Genomic DNA, 18,652 nt, shown 5'->3' with positions numbered 1-18,652 from the left:
TCAGGAGAAAAAGAACGTCGCTTTCTGGTCATCAGACACCTCGTTTATGGTGGTGATATTACCACCTACGTTGGTGTCCGGAATCATTGAACCACTACATTTTTAGGTCGAAAGAAGTTGCTAAGGCGCTCGACCAGTCATTTCTTGAAAAGAGGTCGGCGGAGCTTGCTCCGGGTTCTCTGTTACATGTTTTTGGCAAAAAGCACCGTGTGCTGACCTTGGAATCGGAGTCAGTCGAGCTCGAGGAAGATGGCGGTTATATCAAATGCGTTCCGAAGGTCCTGTTAGAACAACAAATTCTGCAAGGGATTGCTTACACAGAGTCGGAGGAAAACGGTCAGGTTCTTGAGCTGTTACGACATGCGGGGCCAGACGATCTTGCAAAGGCAAATCAGCGATATTCGGCACTCAGGGCCCTTGATAATGGGTGTCCAATCGAGGAGGTCGCTGCCAATAATCAGGTGTCGGACCGAACCATTCGTAGCTGGCTATCTCGCTTTCGCGCTGCACAGACGAATCTTGGCGATGGATATGTTGGTCTGCTTCCCAAAACTGCAGGTCGTGGAAATCGGTCGAGCAGGCTTTCACCTGCAACGATCTCTCTGATCAATCGAGTTCTTGAAGAGCATTTCCTCAACAAGAACGCTCCCCCCTTATCGCATGCTTACGCAATGTTCTTGAAAGCCAGTGATGACACTCAAACACCCTCAACGTCCGAGAAAACCTTTTACGCCTACGCCAAGCGCATTGATCCTGTCAGAAGGGTTCGTTCGCGTGAGGGTAGTAAAGCGGCTTACCAGCAAGAAAGTGGTAGCAACCTGTCGCAATCGATGGGTTGGGACTTGAGCGGAAAGTTTGCGCTGGATGTTGTCCACACCGACCATACTCAACTGGATATTGAATTGGTCTCCAGCCGCACGGGCAGAAACATGGGAAGGCCATGGTTGACCATTTTCTTGGACGGCTACAGCCGAATGCCCGTGAGCTTTGTGCTGATGTTTGATCCTCCCAGTTACCGGAGCCTGATGATCGGTGTTCGGCGCATGGTGGCAAAAACAGGGTATTTCCCTGCCTCGTTCGTTGTCGATGGCGGAAAGGAATTTCACAGCGTTTATTTCGAATCCCTGGCGGCGCGTGGTAGGAGCAACATACAGCACCGGACGGGGAAGCCGCGACATGGGGCGCTTATCGAGCGCTATTTCGGTTCACTCAATACCCAGTTGATCGACCGACTGAAAGGCAATACCCAGCCAACCAAGAATGTTCGTCAAATGTCGGCTGATATGAATCCAAAAAAGAATGCCGTCTGGACTCTCGAAGCATTGAGTTCCGTTCTCGACGACTACTTGGAGGGCTTTGCCGAGAGAGAGCATCCCTCTCTTGGCTGTAGCCCGGGTTTTCAATACAACCAGAGCTTCGTTATGCATGGTAGTCGCAAGATCAGAGCCATGGAATACAACCAGGACTTCATCATTTCAACTTTTCCGCCGCCCAGAAGAGGCAAGGTTTCCATCAATCCGAAAGCAGGTATTCGCGTTAACCATCTGGATTACTGGCACAGCATCTTCCGATCTCCGAGTCTCAATAAGCAAAAGGTGGATGTTCGGTACGACCCTTTTGATGTTGGCCATGTTTATGCCTTTGCAAATAAGACCTGGCACAAGTGTCGTGTGATCAGTCATTACGAAGTCTTCAGGGGGCGAACCGAAAGAGAGCTATACGCGCTTCTGGAAGAACATCGGAAAACAGCCGCCAACTTTGCCCAGTCAAGAAACCAGAGCATGCGCCAGATCGCCGGCTTGTTCGAGCGAGTTCAGTCGACAGAGGAAAGTCTCTCAATAAGCCAGCTGGCGCGTGATCAGGAACAACTCCAAGAGCAAAAAAAAGGAGTGGCCAAAGCTGATTTAAAAAGTGCGCCTAAACCCGATGAAAACGCCAGTGAACCAGAGTTGGATTCAGAGATTTTGTCCTTTCAGATCGACTATTCAGCGGCAATTCCGGAGGATTTTTGATGCGGCATCCCCAGACAAAGGTACGACCAGATTTATTCGAGGCTAGTGATGAGGTTCGTTGCGCTTATTTTGACTCAGGCTTCGTGCTTCGGCATGACAAGTTGAGTGGTGTGTTTAAGGATTCCGTGACTGCACTGCAGGAAAGGACGGGCAAGCACATGATTATCGCGGCGGGTCCTACCGGTGTTGGAAAGACAACGCTAGCAAAGCGCTTGACTGACTATGTGTACCGCGAGCTGGTGCCGCAGTGGCACGAAGATCCCGGATGCATTCCCTGCGTTTGTGTTGAACTTCGGATGGAATCGCAGGCCGCTTTCGATTGGAAAGAATTGTACCGGCAAGTTCTGGTTGCTCTGAGAGAACCCTTGGTCGATCAGAAATCGAAAATTAAAACGTCGACAGACCACCAACTAGGTCATGTAATGACCGGTGGGCACATGTCGGTGGCTCGACTACGAACCGAAATGGAACAGGCCATCAAGGACCGAAAGACTCAAGTACTGATCCTGGATGAACTGCAGCATCTCTTTAAACACGGTACTGGGAAGGTCGAGCAGTATTATGACGTTTTAAAATCCATTTCTTCGCGCACTGGCTGCACGCTGGTAGGAGTTGGGACCTATGAGCTCTGCTTTATGATGGATTGGAGCGCCCAGATGAATCGGGTCACCAGTTACATACAGTTCCCGAGGTACGATTTCAGCTCTGAGCTCGATCAGCAGTCTTTTTTCAACGCCTACAGCGGCCTTTTGGCCCATGTGCCGATGAATCTTGATGAGAGGTTGCTGAAGCCCAATCTCGAGTATTTTTATATCGGCTGCTGTGGCTGCGTGGGTATTCTGAAAGATTGGGTCTACCGAGCAATGAAGCGAGCGCTCGCCTCCGATGCTAACAGCCTCAGTCAGGCTCATTTTGAGGCCACGATGCATCCGCTTAAAGCGATAAAAAGGATGGTTGAGGAGATCAGGGAGGGTGAAGACAGTTTCTGTCAACCTGACTTAGAGGAGATTCGGCGCGAGTTGCTCGGTGCTTCTCAGATGTCTGGCGCAGCGGAACAGAAATCGAAACGTGGTCGTCCGAAGGGGCAGCTGCCAGGTGTTCGCAAGCCAGGGAGGGATCCAGTCCATGTATCATGAAGAGTACCTATGCGCTCATCCAAGGAGTACCTTCCGCGCCATAGCACCCAGAGGCGAGGGCGAAATGACAGAATCCCTCACTTCTTATGTGGGACGCGTCGCCTGGCACCACTCGGTGAAACCCGCGTTGCTAATCAGTTCAACGATTGATGTTGGCAAGTCTTCAGGGTTTCTCAAATCTGAGGTTGCGACCTGTTTCAATTCGCTGACGAGCAAGTCTGGGGCCATTGTGCAGAAGGTCGCCGAACTGGTTGGCCTACCTGTTGAGACTGTTGCTGCGATGACACTGATGCATCTTCATGATTATGTCGATCACAGTGCTCGAGGTTTGATCAGAAAGAAAAAGCAATGGTGTCCGAAGTGTTATCACGAAGACGATTCATCGGGAGAGAGATTCGATCGACTGGCGTGGAGCCTGGAGCGGGTGTCGCATTGCTCGGAGCATAAATGCAAGTTGAGGGATTTCTGCCATCACTGCCTTGAGTCTCAGCCTTATCTGTCGACGAAGGTGCCCGTTGGATACTGCCACTACTGTCAAAAATCCTTATCGGAAAGTTTTTATGTAGTTTGTGGAGAGGAGGAATACGAGGAGAGCCTGGTTTTTTGCTCTCTGGTGTCCGGGCTCAACCAGCCGCCGCCTGAAGTGTCAGAAGAACACCTGATATCAGAGCTAAGTCGACTGGTTCTGCTGTTTTCCGATGAGGGCGTACCACGTTTAGCTCGTTACCTGAAAATTGATCGCCATTGCATGGAGCGCTGGTTAAGCGGAGAGACCAAGCCGGCTATATCCAGCGTGGAGAAAGTCTTTGGGCATTTTGGACTGCCATGGGCTGATATTCTTGTAGGTAGAATCGGAGTAATCGAGGCACAAAAACGAAGTAAGCATCGGCGACTCCGTCCCAACCGAAAGAACATTAAGACCTGCCCGCGAGGCGAGCTTCGAGTCGTTGACGGGGAGGTTCTTGGTAAAGAAGAGCCGTCGCTTAAACTGCTCAGGCGAGCGCATTCGATTGAGCAAATCAATCGTTATCTGGATGCCATTCTGAACGGAGAAATGATCCCACATTCAAGGTCGAAAATAGCGTCCTCTCTCGGCGTCTCCGTTGGTTACCTTGAGTCCCTATTCGGTATGAAGGTCCGGCGTGTCTCAGATCTCTACAAAGAGTATCGGGACGGGCTCAGTCTGACGCGCTCAGAGCAGTTGAGAGAGGCAATTCAAGCGGCTGTCCTTGCAACCATTGAAGAAGGAGAAGCGCCATCTTGGAAAAATGTCACTAGCCATCTTCCGGAAGATCTACAGAAGCGTCATTCAATGGCAGAAATGTCGAGGATTCGCGTAGAGGTTCTTGCGTCGTTGTGGGGTGAGGCGAATGACGCCATGGCGTCCTGAAGCAATTTACTTCCTCAATTTGCGCAAATTGAGTGGGAAATCTGGAAGCATAACGTTTCCATGACTGGGCGTTTTCCCGTAAGGCATTGATTAATAATTGGTTTCAGTTTTAGGGCAAGGGCGCTTGGACTTTGGCAGGAGCAATAAGATTGGCGGATAGAAGGATATATTTTCCGAATCGGAATGCTTATGAGTAAAACCACATTCTATGCCATTTCCTGGGGAAGGAAATGGTGCCGAGGAGAGGACTTGAACCTCCACGGGGTTGCCCCCACTAGCACCTGAAGCTAGCGTGTCTACCAATTTCACCACCTCGGCAGGTGACTACAACCTTGAGCTATTCTACTGAATTCTGTTTGGAATTCAAGCCGTTGGTTGCTGGCTGAGGTGTGTGCCTCAACCGATGGCGCGTACTTTAATGATTCCCCCTGAGGCTGTCAAACATTTTCTCCAAAAAAATTTCGGTGGTATTTGTGCCTATCAAATGCCCCCTTGTTAGGCAGCATTGGCGTACCAACGTTATACTGCAACAAAACTCAAATTCCGCCGCACTGATGCGGCCTTGAAACAAGGATCCGAATGGTTTCCAGGAAGAAAGACAAAGGTGATCCTCACGCAGACCGTGAGGCCCAGAAATACGACAACCCTATCCAGAGCCGGGAATTCATACTCAAGCACCTGAAGGACCGGGGGGCGCCAGCCACCCACGAGACCCTTTGTGAGGAACTGGGGCAAACCTCGCCGGAAGGTATTGAGGCCTTGCGGCGCCGGCTGATTGCCATGTGTCGCGACGGACAGATGATCTGTAACCGTCGTGGAGCCTATCTGCCCATCGAAGAGGCCGATCTGGTCACCGGCAAGGTGACCGGCCACAAGGATGGCTTCGGTTTCCTGATTCCCGATGATGGTGGCTCCGACCTGTTCCTCACCGCCCGGCAGATGCGTCAGGTGTTCCATGGCGATCGGGTTGCGGCCCGCGTGGATCGTGTCGATGACCGTGGCCGGCGTGAGGGCAAGATTGTCGAAGTGCTTGAACGCAACACCAGCCAGATTGTCGGCCGGTTTTTCCGGGAGAGCGGCATCAGTTTCGTGGTGCCTGAGAATGCCCGCATTAATCACGAGATTCTGGTGCCGGAGGAACATGTGGGTGAGGCCTACCAAGGCCAGTATGTCGTGGTGGAGATCCTGCGTCATCCGACCGTCCGTACCCAGCCGATGGGCAAGGTGATTGAAATCCTCGGTGAGCACATGGCTCCGGGCATGGAAATCGACGTGGCCATCCGCTCCTATGAGATTCCCCATAGCTGGCCGCCCTCCGTTGGTGAGCAGGCCGCCGCCATCCCCGCGGAAGTGGAAGAGAAGGACAAGCAGAACCGGGTGGATATCCGGCATCTGCCGCTGGTTACCATTGATGGTGAGGATGCCCGGGACTTTGATGATGCCATCTATTGCGAGCCGCGCCCTCGCGGGGGGTTCCGCCTGCTGGTGGCGATTGCTGACGTGTCCCACTATGTCCGTCCGGGCACGCCGCTGGATGAAGAGGCGCTGAACCGGGGTAACTCCGTATACTTTCCGGATCACGTGGTTCCGATGCTGCCGGAGAAGCTGTCCAATGGCTTGTGTTCCCTGAATCCGGGTGTCGACCGCCTGTGCATGGTCGCGGATATGACTCTAAGCGCCAGCGGCCGCATCAGTGGTTACAGTTTCTACCAGGCAGTGATGCACAGCCATGCCCGGCTGACCTACAACAAGGTCAGTGACATTCTGGAGCGTCCGGATTCCGAACCGGGCTACCGGCTCAGCCAGCAGTATTCAGAAGTGTTGCCGCAGCTTCATAATCTCTACGAGCTCTACAAGCTGCTGCGCCGGGCTCGTACCGAACGCGGTGCGATCGATTTCGAGACCACCGAAACCCGGATTATCTTCGATGCGAATCGCAAGATTGAGGAAATCGTTCCGGTCCACCGCAACGATGCCCACAAGATTGTCGAAGAGTGCATGCTGTGTGCCAACGTGGCGACGGCTCGTTTCCTGAAGAAGCACAAGACTCCAGCCCTGTACCGGGTGCACGAAGGCCCGTCGGAAGAGCGGCTGGCGGCACTCCGGCTGTTCCTGGGCGAGCTCGGGTTACAGCTGCGCGGTGGCGACAAGCCGACGTCGGCGGACTATCAGGAACTGTTGTCCCAGATTGCCGATCGGCCGGATGCCGACGTGATCCAGACCGTGATGCTGCGTTCCCTCAGCCAGGCGGTATACAGCCCGGAGGAGAGTGGTCACTTCGGTCTGGGCTTTGCCAGCTACGCCCACTTCACCTCACCGATCCGGCGTTACCCGGACCTGATTGTGCACCGGGCCATCAAGTCCCGGGTCCACAATCCCGAGGTCAAGAAGGATGTGGTGACGCCTCCGGTCACCGATCCGGAACTGGCGGAATATCCCTACGATTATGCCCGCCTGGAACAGCTGGGCGAGCATACCTCCATGACCGAGCGGCGCGCGGATGATGCCACCCGGGATGTCATGGCCTGGCTCAAGTGCGAGTTCCTCAAGGATCACGTGGGCGAGGAATACAACGGCGTGATTTCCGCGGTGGTGCCCTTTGGCTTCTTTGTGGCCCTGGAGGACATCTATATTGAGGGGCTGGTGCATGTCTCCACCCTGAGTGGTGACTACTTCCACCATGATTCCGCCAAGCACCGTATGATCGGTGAACGCACGGCCGTGAGCTTCCGGCTCGGGGACGATGTCCGGGTGCGCGTTGTCAGGGTGGATCTGGAAGATCGCAAGATCGATCTGGAACTGGTCAGTCAGCCCAGACGCCGCCAGGCGGACCGGGACGCGCTGGATATGTCCCGTCGCGAAGAGCGCGGAAAAGGCAAGGGCAAGGGCCGTGGCGCGGGAGGCAAGAAACCCGCCCGGGGCCGGAACAAGGGTAAGCCCGACTCGAAAGGGCCTGCCAAGGGCAAGCAGGGCAGTGCCAGGGAGAAGCTCGTTGCCGAAGCCGCCCGCGAAGCCGAGAAGAAGTCCGGCAAGTCCGGGCAGGCCGGATCCGGCAAGAAGCCTCGGCGCAGAACCCGGAAGTAGGTTCTGAACAGTAACCCGTAAACAGGATCAGAATCAGTGTCCCAGGAATTTGTATTCGGGTGGCACGCGGTTGAGGCTGTCCTCAAGCGCGAGCCGGAAAGATTGCAGCAGGTCTGGATCCAGACCGGGCGCCAGGATAAGCGTGTCAGGGCCATTACCGATGCACTGGACAGCCTCGGCGTGCGCTGGCAGGTGGTGCATCGCCGCGAACTGGATGAACGGGTCTCCGGTGTTCATCAGGGTGTTGTCGCTGCCGTGTCGGAGAGCCGTGAATGGACGGAGGGTGATCTTCTGGCCCAGCTGGAAAAAAGCGACAAGCCGCCGTTTCTGCTGGTGCTCGACGGCGTGACCGATCCCCATAACCTGGGTGCCTGCATGCGCACGGCAGATGCCGTCGGTATCCAGGCGGTCATCGTCCCCAAGGACAAGTCCGCGTCCCTGACCCCGGTTGCCCGCAAGGTTGCCTGTGGTGCGGCTGAAACCGTACCGTTCGTGCGCGTGACCAATCTGGCGCGTTTTCTGAGATCCCTGCAGGAGCAGGGCGTCTGGCTGATCGGCACTGCCGGCGAGGCCAAAGCCACGCTCTATCAGGCCGATTTCAAGGGTCCGGTGGCCCTGGTGATGGGGGCCGAAGGCAAGGGTATGCGCCGGCTGACGAAAGAACACTGTGACCAGTTGATCAACATCCCCATGCTGGGGCACGTGGACAGCCTGAATGTTTCTGTCGCCACCGGCGTGTGTCTGTACGAGGCCTTGCGCCAGCGCCTTGGTTAACCCTTGCACAGAAGGCGCTGGGCGCCTAGAATACGTCACCCCTTTTTTAAGGGGTGGTTTTTTATTGCCTGAACAAACGGGCAGTAAGGCCACGCTTTTGATCAAGCCTTTCGTTGTAAAGCCTTATTGATAAAGCAAAAAGAAACCGGCAGTCCGAGGCTGTCACCTCCTTGCTTTCATGCTCAACAGGGCGGCCAAAAGCCGCGCGGTTGAAAAAGGAAGCTGTTTAAACCGTAGGGAGAACTCATGCGTCACTACGAAATCGTATTTATGGTACATCCTGATCAGAGCGAGCAGGTGCCCGCAATGATCGAGCGTTATACCGGCGTCATCACTGAAGATGGCGGCAAGGTACATCGCCTGGAAGATTGGGGCCGTCGTCACCTGGCTTACCCGATCAACAAGATCCACAAGGCTCACTACGTCCTGATGAACGTCGAATGTTCCCAGGCCGCTATGGACGAGCTGACTCACAACTTCCGGTTCAACGATGCCATCATCCGTGACCTGATCCTGCGTCGCGATGAAGCCGTGACCGACATGTCTCCGATGAAAGCCGCCGAGTCCCGTGAGGACCGTCGTTCAGGTGGCGAAGACCGTCCGCGTCGTTCTGCCGAGTCTGACAGCCGTCAGAAGTCCGAGTCCCAGGACGAAGACGAGTAATTAACCGGAGTTGAGGAGTTAAGTTATGGCTCGTTTTTTCAGACGTCGTAAGTTCTGTCGTTTCACGGCAGAAGGTGTTAAAGAGATCGATTACAAGGATCTGGACACCCTGAAAGGCTACATCACTGAAACCGGCAAGATCGTGCCCAGCCGCATCACTGGCACCAAAGCACGTTATCAGCGTCAGCTGGCTACCGCTATCAAGCGTGCCCGCTACCTGGCACTGCTGCCGTATACGGACAGCCACGATCACTAATAACAGATAAACAGGATTTGGGGCCATGCGTGCACTCGCACAGTTTGTAATGCGCGGTCCCCTGCAGGCCGGCGGGGTTGCGGCAGTTACCACTGCGATACCTCTGCTGTTCTGGATAGGCGCAGCGGTAGTCGGCCTGGTGATTCTCAGGCTGGGTATCGGGCAGGGGCTGAGTGTCGGCCTCTGGGCATTGCTTCCGGCGCTTGGCTGGAGCTGGTTCGGGCAGGATCCCACGGCTCTGGCGGTCTTGCTCCAGACAATGCTGATGGCGTACATCCTCAGAACCACGCTGTCCTGGGAAAGAGCCCTCCTCGGAGGGAGCTTTCTGGCGATTGTCACGGGCCTGATGTTGCCCGTGCTCTATCCCGGTTTGCTGGACGATCTGGTTCAGGCCGGGGTGGAATTTTACGAACAGTACAACGCCGAAGTGGCCCGCACCCTCGGGAGCGATCTCGAGAAGGTGATCCGGGACACGATGAACGCCAGCATGGCGGGTACCTACCTGGCAACTGCCGTGGGTATGACGATGCTGGCCAGGGCATGGCAGGCCGGGCTTTATAATCCCGGTGGCTTTCGGAAGGAATTCCATGCCCTGCGGCTGTCGCCGGTGGTGGCAGTGTTGTGTGCGGTGACCATGTTGATTGGTCCCCTCCTGGGCCTGAACTCGATGTTGCTGGCCTGGGCTGCGGGCACACCCCTGTTCCTGGCGAGTATCGCCCTGGTTCATGGCGTTGTTGGTCGTAAACAGCTGAGCGGGAACTGGCTGGCGATGTTCTACATCGCGCTGTTGCTGCTGGGCCCAAGCCTGATGATTCTGTTAGTGGTTCTGGCTTTTGTGGATAGCTGGCTGGATATCCGGGGGCGTATCAAACCTGCCGGGCCGGCTGAATAAAGCACGAAGAGGTTAACGAGATGGAAGTTATTCTGCTCGAGAAAGTTGCAAACCTTGGCTCCCTGGGTGACAAGGTGAAGGTAAAGGCCGGTTACGGTCGTAATTTCCTGCTTCCTTACGGCAAGGCTGTACCTGCCACCGAAGCAAACCTGAAGGCGTTCGAAGAGCGTCGTGCCGAGCTGGAAAAGGCGGCTGCCGAGAAACTGGCCGCTGCCCAGGCTCGCGCCGAGGCCCTGGAAGGTGCTTCTTTCACCATCAGCTCCAAAGCCGGTGAGGAAGGCAAGCTGTTCGGCTCTATCGGTGTGCGCGACATTGCTGACGCGATCACTGCCGGTGGCACTGAAGTCGAGAAGAGCGAAGTGCGTCTGCCGGAAGGTCCGATCCGCGTGACCGGCGAGTACGACATTGAGCTTCAGCTGCACTCTGACGTTGAAGTAACCGTCAAGCTGGCGGTTGTTGCGGACTGATCCGTAGCAGGTCAATGTAGGGTCGGGGCAACCCGGCCGAGCTTGATTGAATGGGCCCGAACCGGAGACGGTTTCGGGCCCGTTTGTTTCTGGTATTCTTATCAGTTCCTGAGCTTACCCCAATCCTGAAGCGTTCTTATGGCCAAGCCCAATCTGAAACCTGCCAGTACTGACCTGGAAACCAGCCGCATCAAGGTGCCTCCGCATTCGGTGGAAGCCGAACAGGCGGTCCTCGGTGGCCTGATGCTTGATAACCGCCGGTTCGACGAAATCGCCGAGGTCATTTCGGCCGCGGATTTCTATCGTCAGGATCATCGCCTGATCTTCGGCGCCGTCGAGCGCCTGGCCAGTGAAAGCGAACCGCTGGACGTGGTGACCCTGGCCGAGTTTCTGGAACGGGCCGGTGACATCGAGGACGCAGGCGGTTTGTCCTACCTGGCCGAGCTGGCGGAAAAGACCCCCGGTGCCGCCAACATTCGCGCCTACGCCGACATCGTTCGTGAGCGCTCGATCCTGCGACAGCTGGTGGAGGTGTCGGGCCAGATTTCCGATTCCGCCTTCAACCCCCTCGGGCGCACCAGTAACGAAATCCTGGACGAGGCGGAGCGAAATGTCTTCCGGATTGCGGAATCCCGTAACAAGGAAGGCTCCGGCCCCAAGGCCATCAACCCGATCCTGACCCAGACCCTGAGCCGGATCGAGGAGCTGTTCGAGTCCGGTGAGCAGACCACCGGCCTGACCACCGGTTTCCGGGATCTGGACGAGAAGACCTCCGGCATGCAGCCGGCAGACCTGATCATTGTGGCGGGTCGACCCTCCATGGGTAAGACCACCTTCGCCATGAACATCGTCGAGAACGCCCTGATCAGCACCGGCACGCCGGTGCTGGTGTTCAGTATGGAGATGCCGGCGGATGCCCTGGCCATGCGTATGATCTCCTCTCTCGGGCGCATCGACCAGACCAAGGTCCGGGGCGGCAAGCTCGAGGAAGATGACTGGCCCCGGTTGACCTCCGCCGTGAGCCTGCTCAAGGACAAGCCCCTGTATATTGATGACACCCCGGGACTGAGCCCCACGGAAATGCGTTCCCGGGCCCGCCGTATCGCCCGCGAGAATGACGGCAAGCTGGGCCTGATCATGGTGGACTACCTGCAGTTGATGCGGGTACCCGGCAACACCGAGGGGCGGACGGCAGAGATCTCGGAGATCTCCCGGTCCCTGAAAGGCATCGCCAAGGAGCTGAGCTGCCCGGTGGTGGCCCTGTCACAGCTGAACCGGAGCCTGGAACAGCGGCCCAACAAGCGGCCGGTGAACTCGGATCTTCGGGAATCCGGCGCGATCGAGCAGGATGCCGACGTCATCATGTTCGTGTACCGGGACGAGGTCTACAACGAGGACACCCCGGACAAGGGCATCGCCGAAATCATCATCGGTAAGCAGCGGAACGGCCCCATCGGTACCGTGCGTCTGGCCTTCATTGGCAAGTACACCAAGTTCGAGGACCTCGCCCACGGCGATTACAGTGATTACGGTGACGACTACTGATGCCCCGCAGCACCATCGCCCGAATCGATTTACAGGCGCTCCGGGACAATTATGCCCTGGCGCAGAAACTGGCCGGGAGCGCCCGGGCCATGGCCGTGGTCAAGGCCGATGGCTATGGCCACGGTATCCGGCCGGTGGCGCTGGCGCTGGCGGAAATGGCGCCCAAGTACGCCGTGGCCTGTCTGGAAGAAGCTCTGGCCATCCGTGATGCGGGGCTCCGGCAGCCGGTGGTCTTGCTGCAGGGTGTGCACGACGAAGGCGATCTCTCAGCCTGCAGTTCTCACGGTTTCGAGCCGGTATTGCATAGCCAGGCCCAGCTGAAGTGGTTTGAGCGGTGCGGCGAACAACCGGAATTCTGGCTCAAGGTGAACAGTGGCATGAATCGCCTGGGCTTCAGGCCGGCGGAGCTGCCCGAGGTAATGGCGGCGATCGATACCATGGGAGCCCGCCCCCGGCTGCTGGGCTTTGTCACCCACTTTGCCTGTGCGGATGACCCTTCAAGTTCCCGGACGGCCGAGCAGACCGAGTGTTTCGTTGAGGGCACGGCAGCCTGGCCGGAGCTGATGCGCAGTGTCGGCAACTCCGCAGCGCACTTTCTTTCCGGGCAGCCCCTGTTCGACTGGAGTCGTCCCGGCATCATGCTTTATGGCGGCTCACCGTCTCTCGGCAAGATTGGTCCGGAGCTGGGCCTGAGGCCAGTGATGACCCTGGAAGCGCCCCTGATCAGTACGCGGATTGTGAAGGCAGGGGAGGCCGTGGGCTATGGCTCGGCCTGGGTGGCCGAACAGGACACGCCCATGGGCATGGTGGCCATCGGCTATGGCGATGGCTATCCCAGACACGCCGGCACCGACACCCCCGCCGCGGTGGGTGGCCAGCGCATCCGGCTGATCGGCAGGGTCTCGATGGATATGCTGGCTGTGGATCTCACCAACGCGCCGGATGCCCGGCCCGGTGACCGGGTGGAGTTGTGGGGCGAGACGGTGGGCGTGGACGAGGTTGCAGTCTGCGCCGGCACCATCTCCTATGAACTGATGACCGGTATTACCGCTCGGGTACCACGGGAATACCGGTAACGCCCGGCTGCAGCTTAGCTTGCCTCCGGTTCGTGAATGATCTCCTCGATGAAGTCGAGGATGGCAGCAAGGCTGCGGTCGTCCAGCTTTTTCAGCACCTTGTGGACCACCATCTTGCTGCCCTTGAGCATACTGCTGATGCCCATTTTCGCCATGCCCAGCATCATGCTGCTGGCCTTGAGGCGGCGCAGGGGTTCCAGGAAAAAGAAGTCCAGGCCTTCCTCGGTCAGTTCGACAATCAGCTCGTAAAGCTTGTCGATTGCCTCTTTATCGGCCTTGCCGCGTTCGCGGAGTTCACCCACGGTGTACAATGCACGGGTTCGGAGTTCGTCCCGTATCGGCGCAACAATATGGCTCTGTTGTTTCAGCATGTGGCTTCCCGTTGTTGTATGCTCTTGAAAGAGATAGCAAAGATATTAGACGCTGGCGTGTCAGGCCGAGTGTTATTCTAAGAGGCCCGGCCAACAAACCATTGGCCTTATCGTTTCGGGCCGACCGTCACCCAAGTGAAAACCTGGAGGCATTGATTCCTCGTGCACGTACTTGTTGTCCATGACTACGGCCCCCTGGGGAAAGTCCTGCTGGAGCGCCTGCGGGAAACCCACCTGCAGATCAGTCCGCTGCTGGTCAGTGACGCCGCCAGTGCCGACCTCAATGCCCTGGATAACTGGATTCCCGAGGACACGGACTTGATCGTCAACGCCCTGTGGCTGGCGGACCCGGAAGTCGCGCAAAAGGACCCTGAGGACACTCACAAGGCAGCATTCTCGTTGCCTGTGGCCATGGCCGAGTATGCCCGGGAGCACGGCATCGCCCTGTTCCAGTTGTCCTCCTGCTATGTGTTCGATGGCCGAAAGCAGAGCGGCTACATCACCTCCAATCCGGGCCAGCCGATGAACGAGCTGGGAAACTGGCAATGGGAGTGTGAGCAGGCGTTACGTTCGTTGCTCCCCAGGCACATCATTCTGCGCACCGGCTGGAGCCTGGTCCGGTTCATTCGCAAAGTACAGGCCAGCACGGCCGCAGGCGAAACCTTATCGCTGCCGGGGCGGTGTCGGGGGCAGCCGGTTGCCGTCAAGGACCTGGCCCGGGTCATGACTGCGGTCATTTTGCAACTGGACTGTGGTGCAGAGGTATGGGGTACCTATCAGTATGCCGGTGCCGAGGAAATCAACCTCTATGAGCTGGGTCTGGCAATCGCCGGTCTGCCCGGTATTCCCGAAGGAATACGGGTGGTCGATGAGGTCCCGGACTGGGGCCACCTGGAGCCGGTGAATACCACGATGATCTGTACCAAGATCCGCAATACCTTTGGTATCAAGCAGCAGCCGTGGCGCTCAGGGCTGGTGGAGGAGCTGGCGATGCTGAAGAAGCGGGAAGAGAAGGAGGCCACGGAGACGGCCGGGTAGATTGAAGATAGCGTCGATGAAAATGGGGTCAGAAGAAGGCTTTCTTCTGACCCCGTCCTAGATCTTCTGACCCTGCGTTAAGGGTCTTACTGGCAACCCTGGCGGGAAAACTCCCGGGTCACTGTCTGCAGGGCTTCCACGTCCAGTAGTTCCACTTCCCGGCCGCGGGCCCGGATCAGGCCCTGGTTCTGGAAGCGGGTAAACACGCGGCTTACGGTCTCCACCGCCAGGCCCAGGAAGTTGGCAATATCGTTCCTGGCCATTGGCAGGCTGAAATTGGTCGGCGATAGCCGGCGGCGCTGGAAGCGGCTGGAAAGGGACAGCAGCAGGGCGGCAATGCGCTCTTCCGCGGTATTCTTGCTCAGCAGCATGGCCAGCTGATGGCTGTTCTGGATCTCCTGGCTCATCAGGTGGTACATGTGGTGCTGCAGCTCCGGCATCTTGCCGGTCAGCTCTTCCAGCTTCTCGATCGGGAACTCGCAGACACTGGTTCGCTCGAGGGCCTTCGCCGTGCAGGCGTAGGTCTCTCCGCTCATGCTGTCCAGCCCTACCAGCTCACCGGGCATGAAGAAGCCTGTGACCTGTTCCTCACCACCTTCGGTAATGATGGAGGTCTTGATGGAGCCGCTCTTTACCGCAAAACAGGAACGGAACGGAGTGCTCTGATCAAAGATATGCTCACCACGATTGAAGATTCGTCCCTGCTGGACGATGTCTTCCAGGCGCTCGAGGTCGTTTTCTTCAATGGCCAGGGGCAGGCAGAGATTGCTCAGGCTGCACTGGTGGCACGAGGCTTTGAGGGGCGAGTTCTTACGAATCGGGATTGCTTGCGCCATAGCGGATGAACCGTCCAAATTGATCCATATCAACCTCGTACCTTAATACGTATAGCACCTTTTGCCAATGATCAATCGCATGGCGGGCCAGAAATTTATCAGTGGTGGCGGCCTGGAACCGCCACCACTGACAGTCAGACCTTCTCGAAGATCAGCGAGGCGTTGGTGCCGCCGAAGCCGAAACTGTTCGACATAACGCAATCCAGCGACATATCCCGGGCCTCGGGGCCCACAATAGGCAGATCCCGGATCTTTTCATCGGCATCGAGCAGGTTCTTGGTGCCGGCAGCAAAACCGTTCTGCAGCATCAGCAGTGAATAGATGGCTTCCTGGACGCCGGCGGCACCGAGTGAGTGCCCGGACAGGGATTTGGTGGAGGAGATGGCCGGAATCTCGCTGCCAAAGGTATTCTTCACCGCGCCCATCTCTGCCACGTCGCCCACCGGGGTGCTGGTGCCGTGGGCATTGATGTACTGGACCTTGCCGCGAATGGTGGCCATGGCCTGCTCCATGCAGCGTTTGGCGCCCTCGCCGGAGGGGGCAACCATGTCGTAACCGTCGGAGGTGGCACCGTATCCGGTCAGTTCGGCGATGATGTTGGCTCCGCGTTTTTTCGCATGCTCGTATTCCTCGAGCACCACCATGCCGCCGCCGCCGGCGATGACAAAGCCGTCACGACCGCTGTCGAACGGCCGGGAAGCTGTTTCCGGAGCGTCGTTGTATTTGGTGGAGAGCGCGCCCATGGCGTCGAACATCATGGTGAGGCTCCAGTCTTCCTCCTCACCGCCGCCGGCGAACACGATGTCCTGCTTGCCGGACTGGATCTGTTCCATGCCGTGACCAATACAGTGGGCACTGGTGGCACAGGCCGAGGACATGGAATAGTTCACGCCGCGGATCTTGTAGGCGGTGGCCAGGCAAGCGGAGACGGTGCTGGTCATGATCCGGGGCACCATGTAGGGCCCGATGCGCTTCACGCCGCGCTCACGCATGGTGTCCGTGGCTTCCACCTGGCTTGAGCAGGAAGCACCGCCGGATCCTGCGATCAGACCGGTACGATCATTGGAGATATGCTCTTCGCTCAGACCGGCCTGGGCAATGGCCTGCTCCATTGAAAGGTAGCTGTACATGGCGGCAGGGCCCATGAACCGGCGTACCTTGCGATCGATCACGGAGGTGTCTACGTCAACAGATCCGGAAACCTGGCTGCGGAAACCCTTGTCTTTGTAGGTCTCATTGAAACGGATGCCGGACTTGCCGTTTTGCAGGCTGTCCAGCACTTCTTCCAGGGAATTCCCCAGACAGGAAACGATACCCATACCAGTGACGACGACGCGTCTCATGTTCTTCCTCCTTCAGTGGCAGCCGATCGGCAAGCCAGCAAGACATTGACAATATTTGACAGTGTAGGCCCTTTGCCTCCCCGGTTATATTTGACCTTGGTACGGGGAGCTGAAGTTTTCATTTCTTTTCGGCCTTTCTTGCCTTCTCTTCGGCAGCAATCCGGGCTTCCCGTTCAACCATTTCCGGTGTTTCCAGGGAGATCCGGCCCAGGGTGCCGGAGCGGAATTCGTTCAGTAGCACCTCGGCCACCTTGTGCAGGTCCGGTATGCCGCCCCGGGCGAAGAACCGCCGTTTCCCGGCTATGGCGTCCATCAGACCGATGCCGTCCGCTGGTAACTCGGCAAGACCATAGCGGGTCCGGACGAGTTCAGGGTAGGCCTCAAGCAGGTAATCGGCCTCGAACAGGGCAACATCCTCGAAATCCAGCACGGCACTGCGAATGGCGCCGGTAATGGCGAGGCGGTAGCCACAGGCCTCCGGTGACAGCTTGGGCCAGAGAAATCCGGGGGTGTCGTAGAGCAGGATGTTGCCCGGCAGTTTGATGGCCTGCTGGGCCCGGGTGACGGCAGGCTCGTTGCCGGTTTTCGCCACGGACCGGCCGGCCAGGGTATTGATGATGGTGGATTTGCCGACATTGGGTATGCCCAGGATCATCACCCTCAGTGCACTCTTCTGGCGGTCGTGGTCCGGGGTCATCTGCTGGGCAAGTTTGAGGATGTCCAGGGCCTCGCCACGCTGGTTGTGGGTCAGGGTGATGGCACGGACACCGCGCTCCTTCTCCAGCCACGCCCGCCAGCGCTCGGTGATCTCCGGGTCCGCAAGGTCGCGTTTGTTCAGGACCTTGATCAACGGTGTATCGCCACGCAGGGACGGGACCAGCGGATTTTCGCTGCTGAAAGGAATGCGGGCATCCAGGACCTCGATGATCAGGTCCATCTGGGGCATTACCTTCTTGATCTCCTTGCGGGCCTTGTGCATGTGCCCTGGAAACCAGTTAATCGCCATCATTTGTACTCCGGCAGTGTTCGGTCGGCGCCATTATGAAGGGGAATGGATAAAGTTTCACATTTCATTGAATCCGCGTGTGCGGCGGGTTCAAGGGCAGTCGCGTGAGATGTGTGTACAAAAAAGGGGGACATCGGGATGAAATTCCCCGTCCGGATGTTTTAGGGTGTACCACCTGAACCGTGAAATTAATGACTTTTGGTGGTTTTCTGGTAGTGGCCACCCCAAAACGGAGATGTTTATGAAGCTTGTAAAATTCCTGGGAACCGCCCTTGTGGCACTGAGCTTTTCCGCCCCGTCCTTCGCACAGCAGGCAGCTGGCGGCCAGCCGGACCAGGTGGATCAGCTGGCGCAGATGGTAGGCCTGTCTGATGACCAGCAGACAGAAATCCGTGGCATCCTTGACGAGATGCAGGGCAAGATCGGTCAGTTGCGTCAGGAAGCTCAGCAGATCCAGCAGCAGATGCAGGCAGAGATCAAGGCCGACTATGACGAAGCGGCGATCCGTGAGAATGCCGAAGAGCTGGGCGACCTGACCGGTGAAATTGCCGCGCTTTCCACGCTCATGCAGGCCAAGGTGGACAGCGTGTTTACCCAGGAACAGCGTGACGAGCTGGATAAGCGCATGCAGCAGATGCAGCAGCAGCGTCAGATGATGCAGCAGCAACAGAAGCAGGGCCAGTAATCACGGCCCACAACCCCGGCCACGGAGCACCCGGGCCGGAGTTGGCATAAAAAATCCCCCGTCGGAGCTGTCCGTACG

General features: G+C 57.3%; 17 protein-coding genes and 1 tRNA gene. 13 read left to right on the top strand and 5 right to left on the bottom strand.

Annotated elements, in window-relative coordinates:
* The first annotated feature begins 86 nt into the window (after positions 1 to 86).
* The 3 genes from ACESMW_RS12480 to ACESMW_RS12470 all read left to right on the top strand — a co-directional run bounded on the left by ACESMW_RS12480 (position 87) and on the right by ACESMW_RS12470 (position 4,538).
* Complete coding sequence (locus tag ACESMW_RS12480; RefSeq protein WP_372987350.1) at positions 87 to 2,012, top strand: Mu transposase C-terminal domain-containing protein; 1,926 nt, start codon at positions 87 to 89, stop codon at positions 2,010 to 2,012.
* Entirely contained in the window at positions 2,012 to 3,148 is a 1,137-nt protein-coding gene (locus tag ACESMW_RS12475) for an ATP-binding protein (RefSeq protein ID WP_372987349.1), read from the top strand. The genes ACESMW_RS12480 and ACESMW_RS12475 overlap by 1 nt, the downstream gene beginning before the upstream one ends.
* A gap of 64 nt (positions 3,149 to 3,212) precedes the next feature.
* Complete coding sequence (locus ACESMW_RS12470; protein ID WP_372987348.1) at positions 3,213 to 4,538, top strand: TniQ family protein; 1,326 nt, start codon at positions 3,213 to 3,215, stop codon at positions 4,536 to 4,538.
* Positions 4,539 to 4,769: 231 nt separating this feature from the next.
* Here ACESMW_RS12470 and ACESMW_RS12465 read toward each other — a convergent pair.
* A tRNA-Leu gene (locus ACESMW_RS12465) sits at positions 4,770 to 4,856 on the bottom strand.
* 261 nt (positions 4,857 to 5,117) lie between these two features.
* Between ACESMW_RS12465 and rnr the strand changes: the two genes are divergently transcribed.
* From rnr to alr, 8 genes are all read left to right on the top strand, one after another.
* Positions 5,118 to 7,622 (top strand): ribonuclease R, encoded by a 2,505-nt coding sequence (gene rnr / locus ACESMW_RS12460; protein ID WP_372987347.1) that lies wholly within the window; start codon positions 5,118 to 5,120, stop codon positions 7,620 to 7,622.
* Between the two features lie 36 nt (positions 7,623 to 7,658).
* Positions 7,659 to 8,396 carry a 23S rRNA (guanosine(2251)-2'-O)-methyltransferase RlmB gene (rlmB, locus tag ACESMW_RS12455; protein WP_092005093.1) on the top strand — a complete coding sequence of 246 codons (738 nt, stop codon included), beginning with the start codon at positions 7,659 to 7,661 and terminating at the stop codon, positions 8,394 to 8,396.
* A gap of 246 nt (positions 8,397 to 8,642) precedes the next feature.
* Entirely contained in the window at positions 8,643 to 9,059 is a 417-nt protein-coding gene (rpsF, locus tag ACESMW_RS12450) for a 30S ribosomal protein S6 (RefSeq protein ID WP_372987346.1), read from the top strand.
* A 25-nt stretch (positions 9,060 to 9,084) separates the two neighbouring features.
* Complete coding sequence (rpsR, locus tag ACESMW_RS12445; protein ID WP_008937282.1) at positions 9,085 to 9,315, top strand: 30S ribosomal protein S18; 231 nt, start codon at positions 9,085 to 9,087, stop codon at positions 9,313 to 9,315.
* Between the two features lie 25 nt (positions 9,316 to 9,340).
* Positions 9,341 to 10,207 (top strand): hypothetical protein, encoded by an 867-nt coding sequence (locus ACESMW_RS12440; protein WP_372987345.1) that lies wholly within the window; start codon positions 9,341 to 9,343, stop codon positions 10,205 to 10,207.
* 20 nt (positions 10,208 to 10,227) lie between these two features.
* Positions 10,228 to 10,674 (top strand): 50S ribosomal protein L9, encoded by a 447-nt coding sequence (rplI, locus tag ACESMW_RS12435; RefSeq protein ID WP_092005084.1) that lies wholly within the window; start codon positions 10,228 to 10,230, stop codon positions 10,672 to 10,674.
* A 138-nt stretch (positions 10,675 to 10,812) separates the two neighbouring features.
* A complete protein-coding gene (gene dnaB / locus ACESMW_RS12430) occupies positions 10,813 to 12,219 on the top strand; it encodes a replicative DNA helicase (protein WP_092005082.1) in 1,407 nt (468 codons plus the stop codon).
* Positions 12,219 to 13,295: an alanine racemase gene (gene alr / locus ACESMW_RS12425; protein ID WP_372987344.1), complete on the top strand. Its 1,077-nt coding sequence runs from the start codon at positions 12,219 to 12,221 to the stop codon at positions 13,293 to 13,295. The genes dnaB and alr overlap by 1 nt, the downstream gene beginning before the upstream one ends.
* Before the next feature lie 14 nt (positions 13,296 to 13,309).
* Here the strand turns inward: alr and ACESMW_RS12420 are convergent, their stop codons facing one another.
* Positions 13,310 to 13,666, bottom strand: a complete 357-nt coding sequence (locus ACESMW_RS12420; protein WP_372987343.1) for a hypothetical protein — start codon at positions 13,664 to 13,666, stop codon at positions 13,310 to 13,312.
* Positions 13,667 to 13,828: 162 nt separating this feature from the next.
* Here ACESMW_RS12420 and ACESMW_RS12415 point away from each other — a divergent pair, with 162 nt between their 5' ends.
* On the top strand, positions 13,829 to 14,704 hold the full coding sequence (locus ACESMW_RS12415; RefSeq protein ID WP_372987342.1) for a sugar nucleotide-binding protein: 876 nt from the start codon (positions 13,829 to 13,831) through the stop codon (positions 14,702 to 14,704).
* Positions 14,705 to 14,790: 86 nt separating this feature from the next.
* Here the strand turns inward: ACESMW_RS12415 and fnr are convergent, their stop codons facing one another.
* The 3 genes from fnr to ylqF all read right to left on the bottom strand — a co-directional run bounded on the left by fnr (position 14,791) and on the right by ylqF (position 17,889).
* Positions 14,791 to 15,540, bottom strand: coding sequence for a fumarate/nitrate reduction transcriptional regulator Fnr (fnr, locus tag ACESMW_RS12410; protein ID WP_113860961.1), 750 nt, complete (start codon positions 15,538 to 15,540; stop codon positions 14,791 to 14,793).
* Between the two features lie 134 nt (positions 15,541 to 15,674).
* Positions 15,675 to 16,883: a beta-ketoacyl-ACP synthase I gene (gene fabB, locus ACESMW_RS12405; RefSeq protein ID WP_372987341.1), complete on the bottom strand. Its 1,209-nt coding sequence runs from the start codon at positions 16,881 to 16,883 to the stop codon at positions 15,675 to 15,677.
* Between the two features lie 118 nt (positions 16,884 to 17,001).
* Complete coding sequence (gene ylqF / locus ACESMW_RS12400; protein WP_372987351.1) at positions 17,002 to 17,889, bottom strand: ribosome biogenesis GTPase YlqF; 888 nt, start codon at positions 17,887 to 17,889, stop codon at positions 17,002 to 17,004.
* 241 nt (positions 17,890 to 18,130) lie between these two features.
* On the opposite strand from ylqF, the gene ACESMW_RS12395 reads away from it, so the two are divergent.
* Complete coding sequence (locus ACESMW_RS12395) at positions 18,131 to 18,574, top strand: Spy/CpxP family protein refolding chaperone (protein WP_372987340.1); 444 nt, start codon at positions 18,131 to 18,133, stop codon at positions 18,572 to 18,574.
* Positions 18,575 to 18,652: the final 78 nt, after the last annotated feature.

Source organism: Marinobacter sp., assembly GCF_041690455.1.
GTDB lineage: Bacteria > Pseudomonadota > Gammaproteobacteria > Pseudomonadales > Oleiphilaceae > Marinobacter.
This window is presented reverse-complemented; position numbering and strand designations above follow the sequence as displayed.

Coding starts and splice junctions, on each gene's coding strand:
- rnr (WP_372987347.1), top strand. CDS start 5,118: ATGGTTTCCAGGAAGAAAGACAAAGGTGATCCTCACGCAGACCGTGAG.
- ACESMW_RS12440 (WP_372987345.1), top strand. CDS start 9,341: ATGCGTGCACTCGCACAGTTTGTAATGCGCGGTCCCCTGCAGGCCGGC.
- ACESMW_RS12475 (WP_372987349.1), top strand. CDS start 2,012: ATGCGGCATCCCCAGACAAAGGTACGACCAGATTTATTCGAGGCTAGT.
- alr (WP_372987344.1), top strand. CDS start 12,219: ATGCCCCGCAGCACCATCGCCCGAATCGATTTACAGGCGCTCCGGGAC.
- fnr (WP_113860961.1), bottom strand. CDS start 15,540: ATGGCGCAAGCAATCCCGATTCGTAAGAACTCGCCCCTCAAAGCCTCG.
- dnaB (WP_092005082.1), top strand. CDS start 10,813: ATGGCCAAGCCCAATCTGAAACCTGCCAGTACTGACCTGGAAACCAGC.
- rplI (WP_092005084.1), top strand. CDS start 10,228: ATGGAAGTTATTCTGCTCGAGAAAGTTGCAAACCTTGGCTCCCTGGGT.
- rpsR (WP_008937282.1), top strand. CDS start 9,085: ATGGCTCGTTTTTTCAGACGTCGTAAGTTCTGTCGTTTCACGGCAGAA.
- rpsF (WP_372987346.1), top strand. CDS start 8,643: ATGCGTCACTACGAAATCGTATTTATGGTACATCCTGATCAGAGCGAG.
- ACESMW_RS12470 (WP_372987348.1), top strand. CDS start 3,213: ATGACAGAATCCCTCACTTCTTATGTGGGACGCGTCGCCTGGCACCAC.
- ylqF (WP_372987351.1), bottom strand. CDS start 17,889: ATGGCGATTAACTGGTTTCCAGGGCACATGCACAAGGCCCGCAAGGAG.
- ACESMW_RS12395 (WP_372987340.1), top strand. CDS start 18,131: ATGAAGCTTGTAAAATTCCTGGGAACCGCCCTTGTGGCACTGAGCTTT.
- ACESMW_RS12420 (WP_372987343.1), bottom strand. CDS start 13,666: ATGCTGAAACAACAGAGCCATATTGTTGCGCCGATACGGGACGAACTC.
- fabB (WP_372987341.1), bottom strand. CDS start 16,883: ATGAGACGCGTCGTCGTCACTGGTATGGGTATCGTTTCCTGTCTGGGG.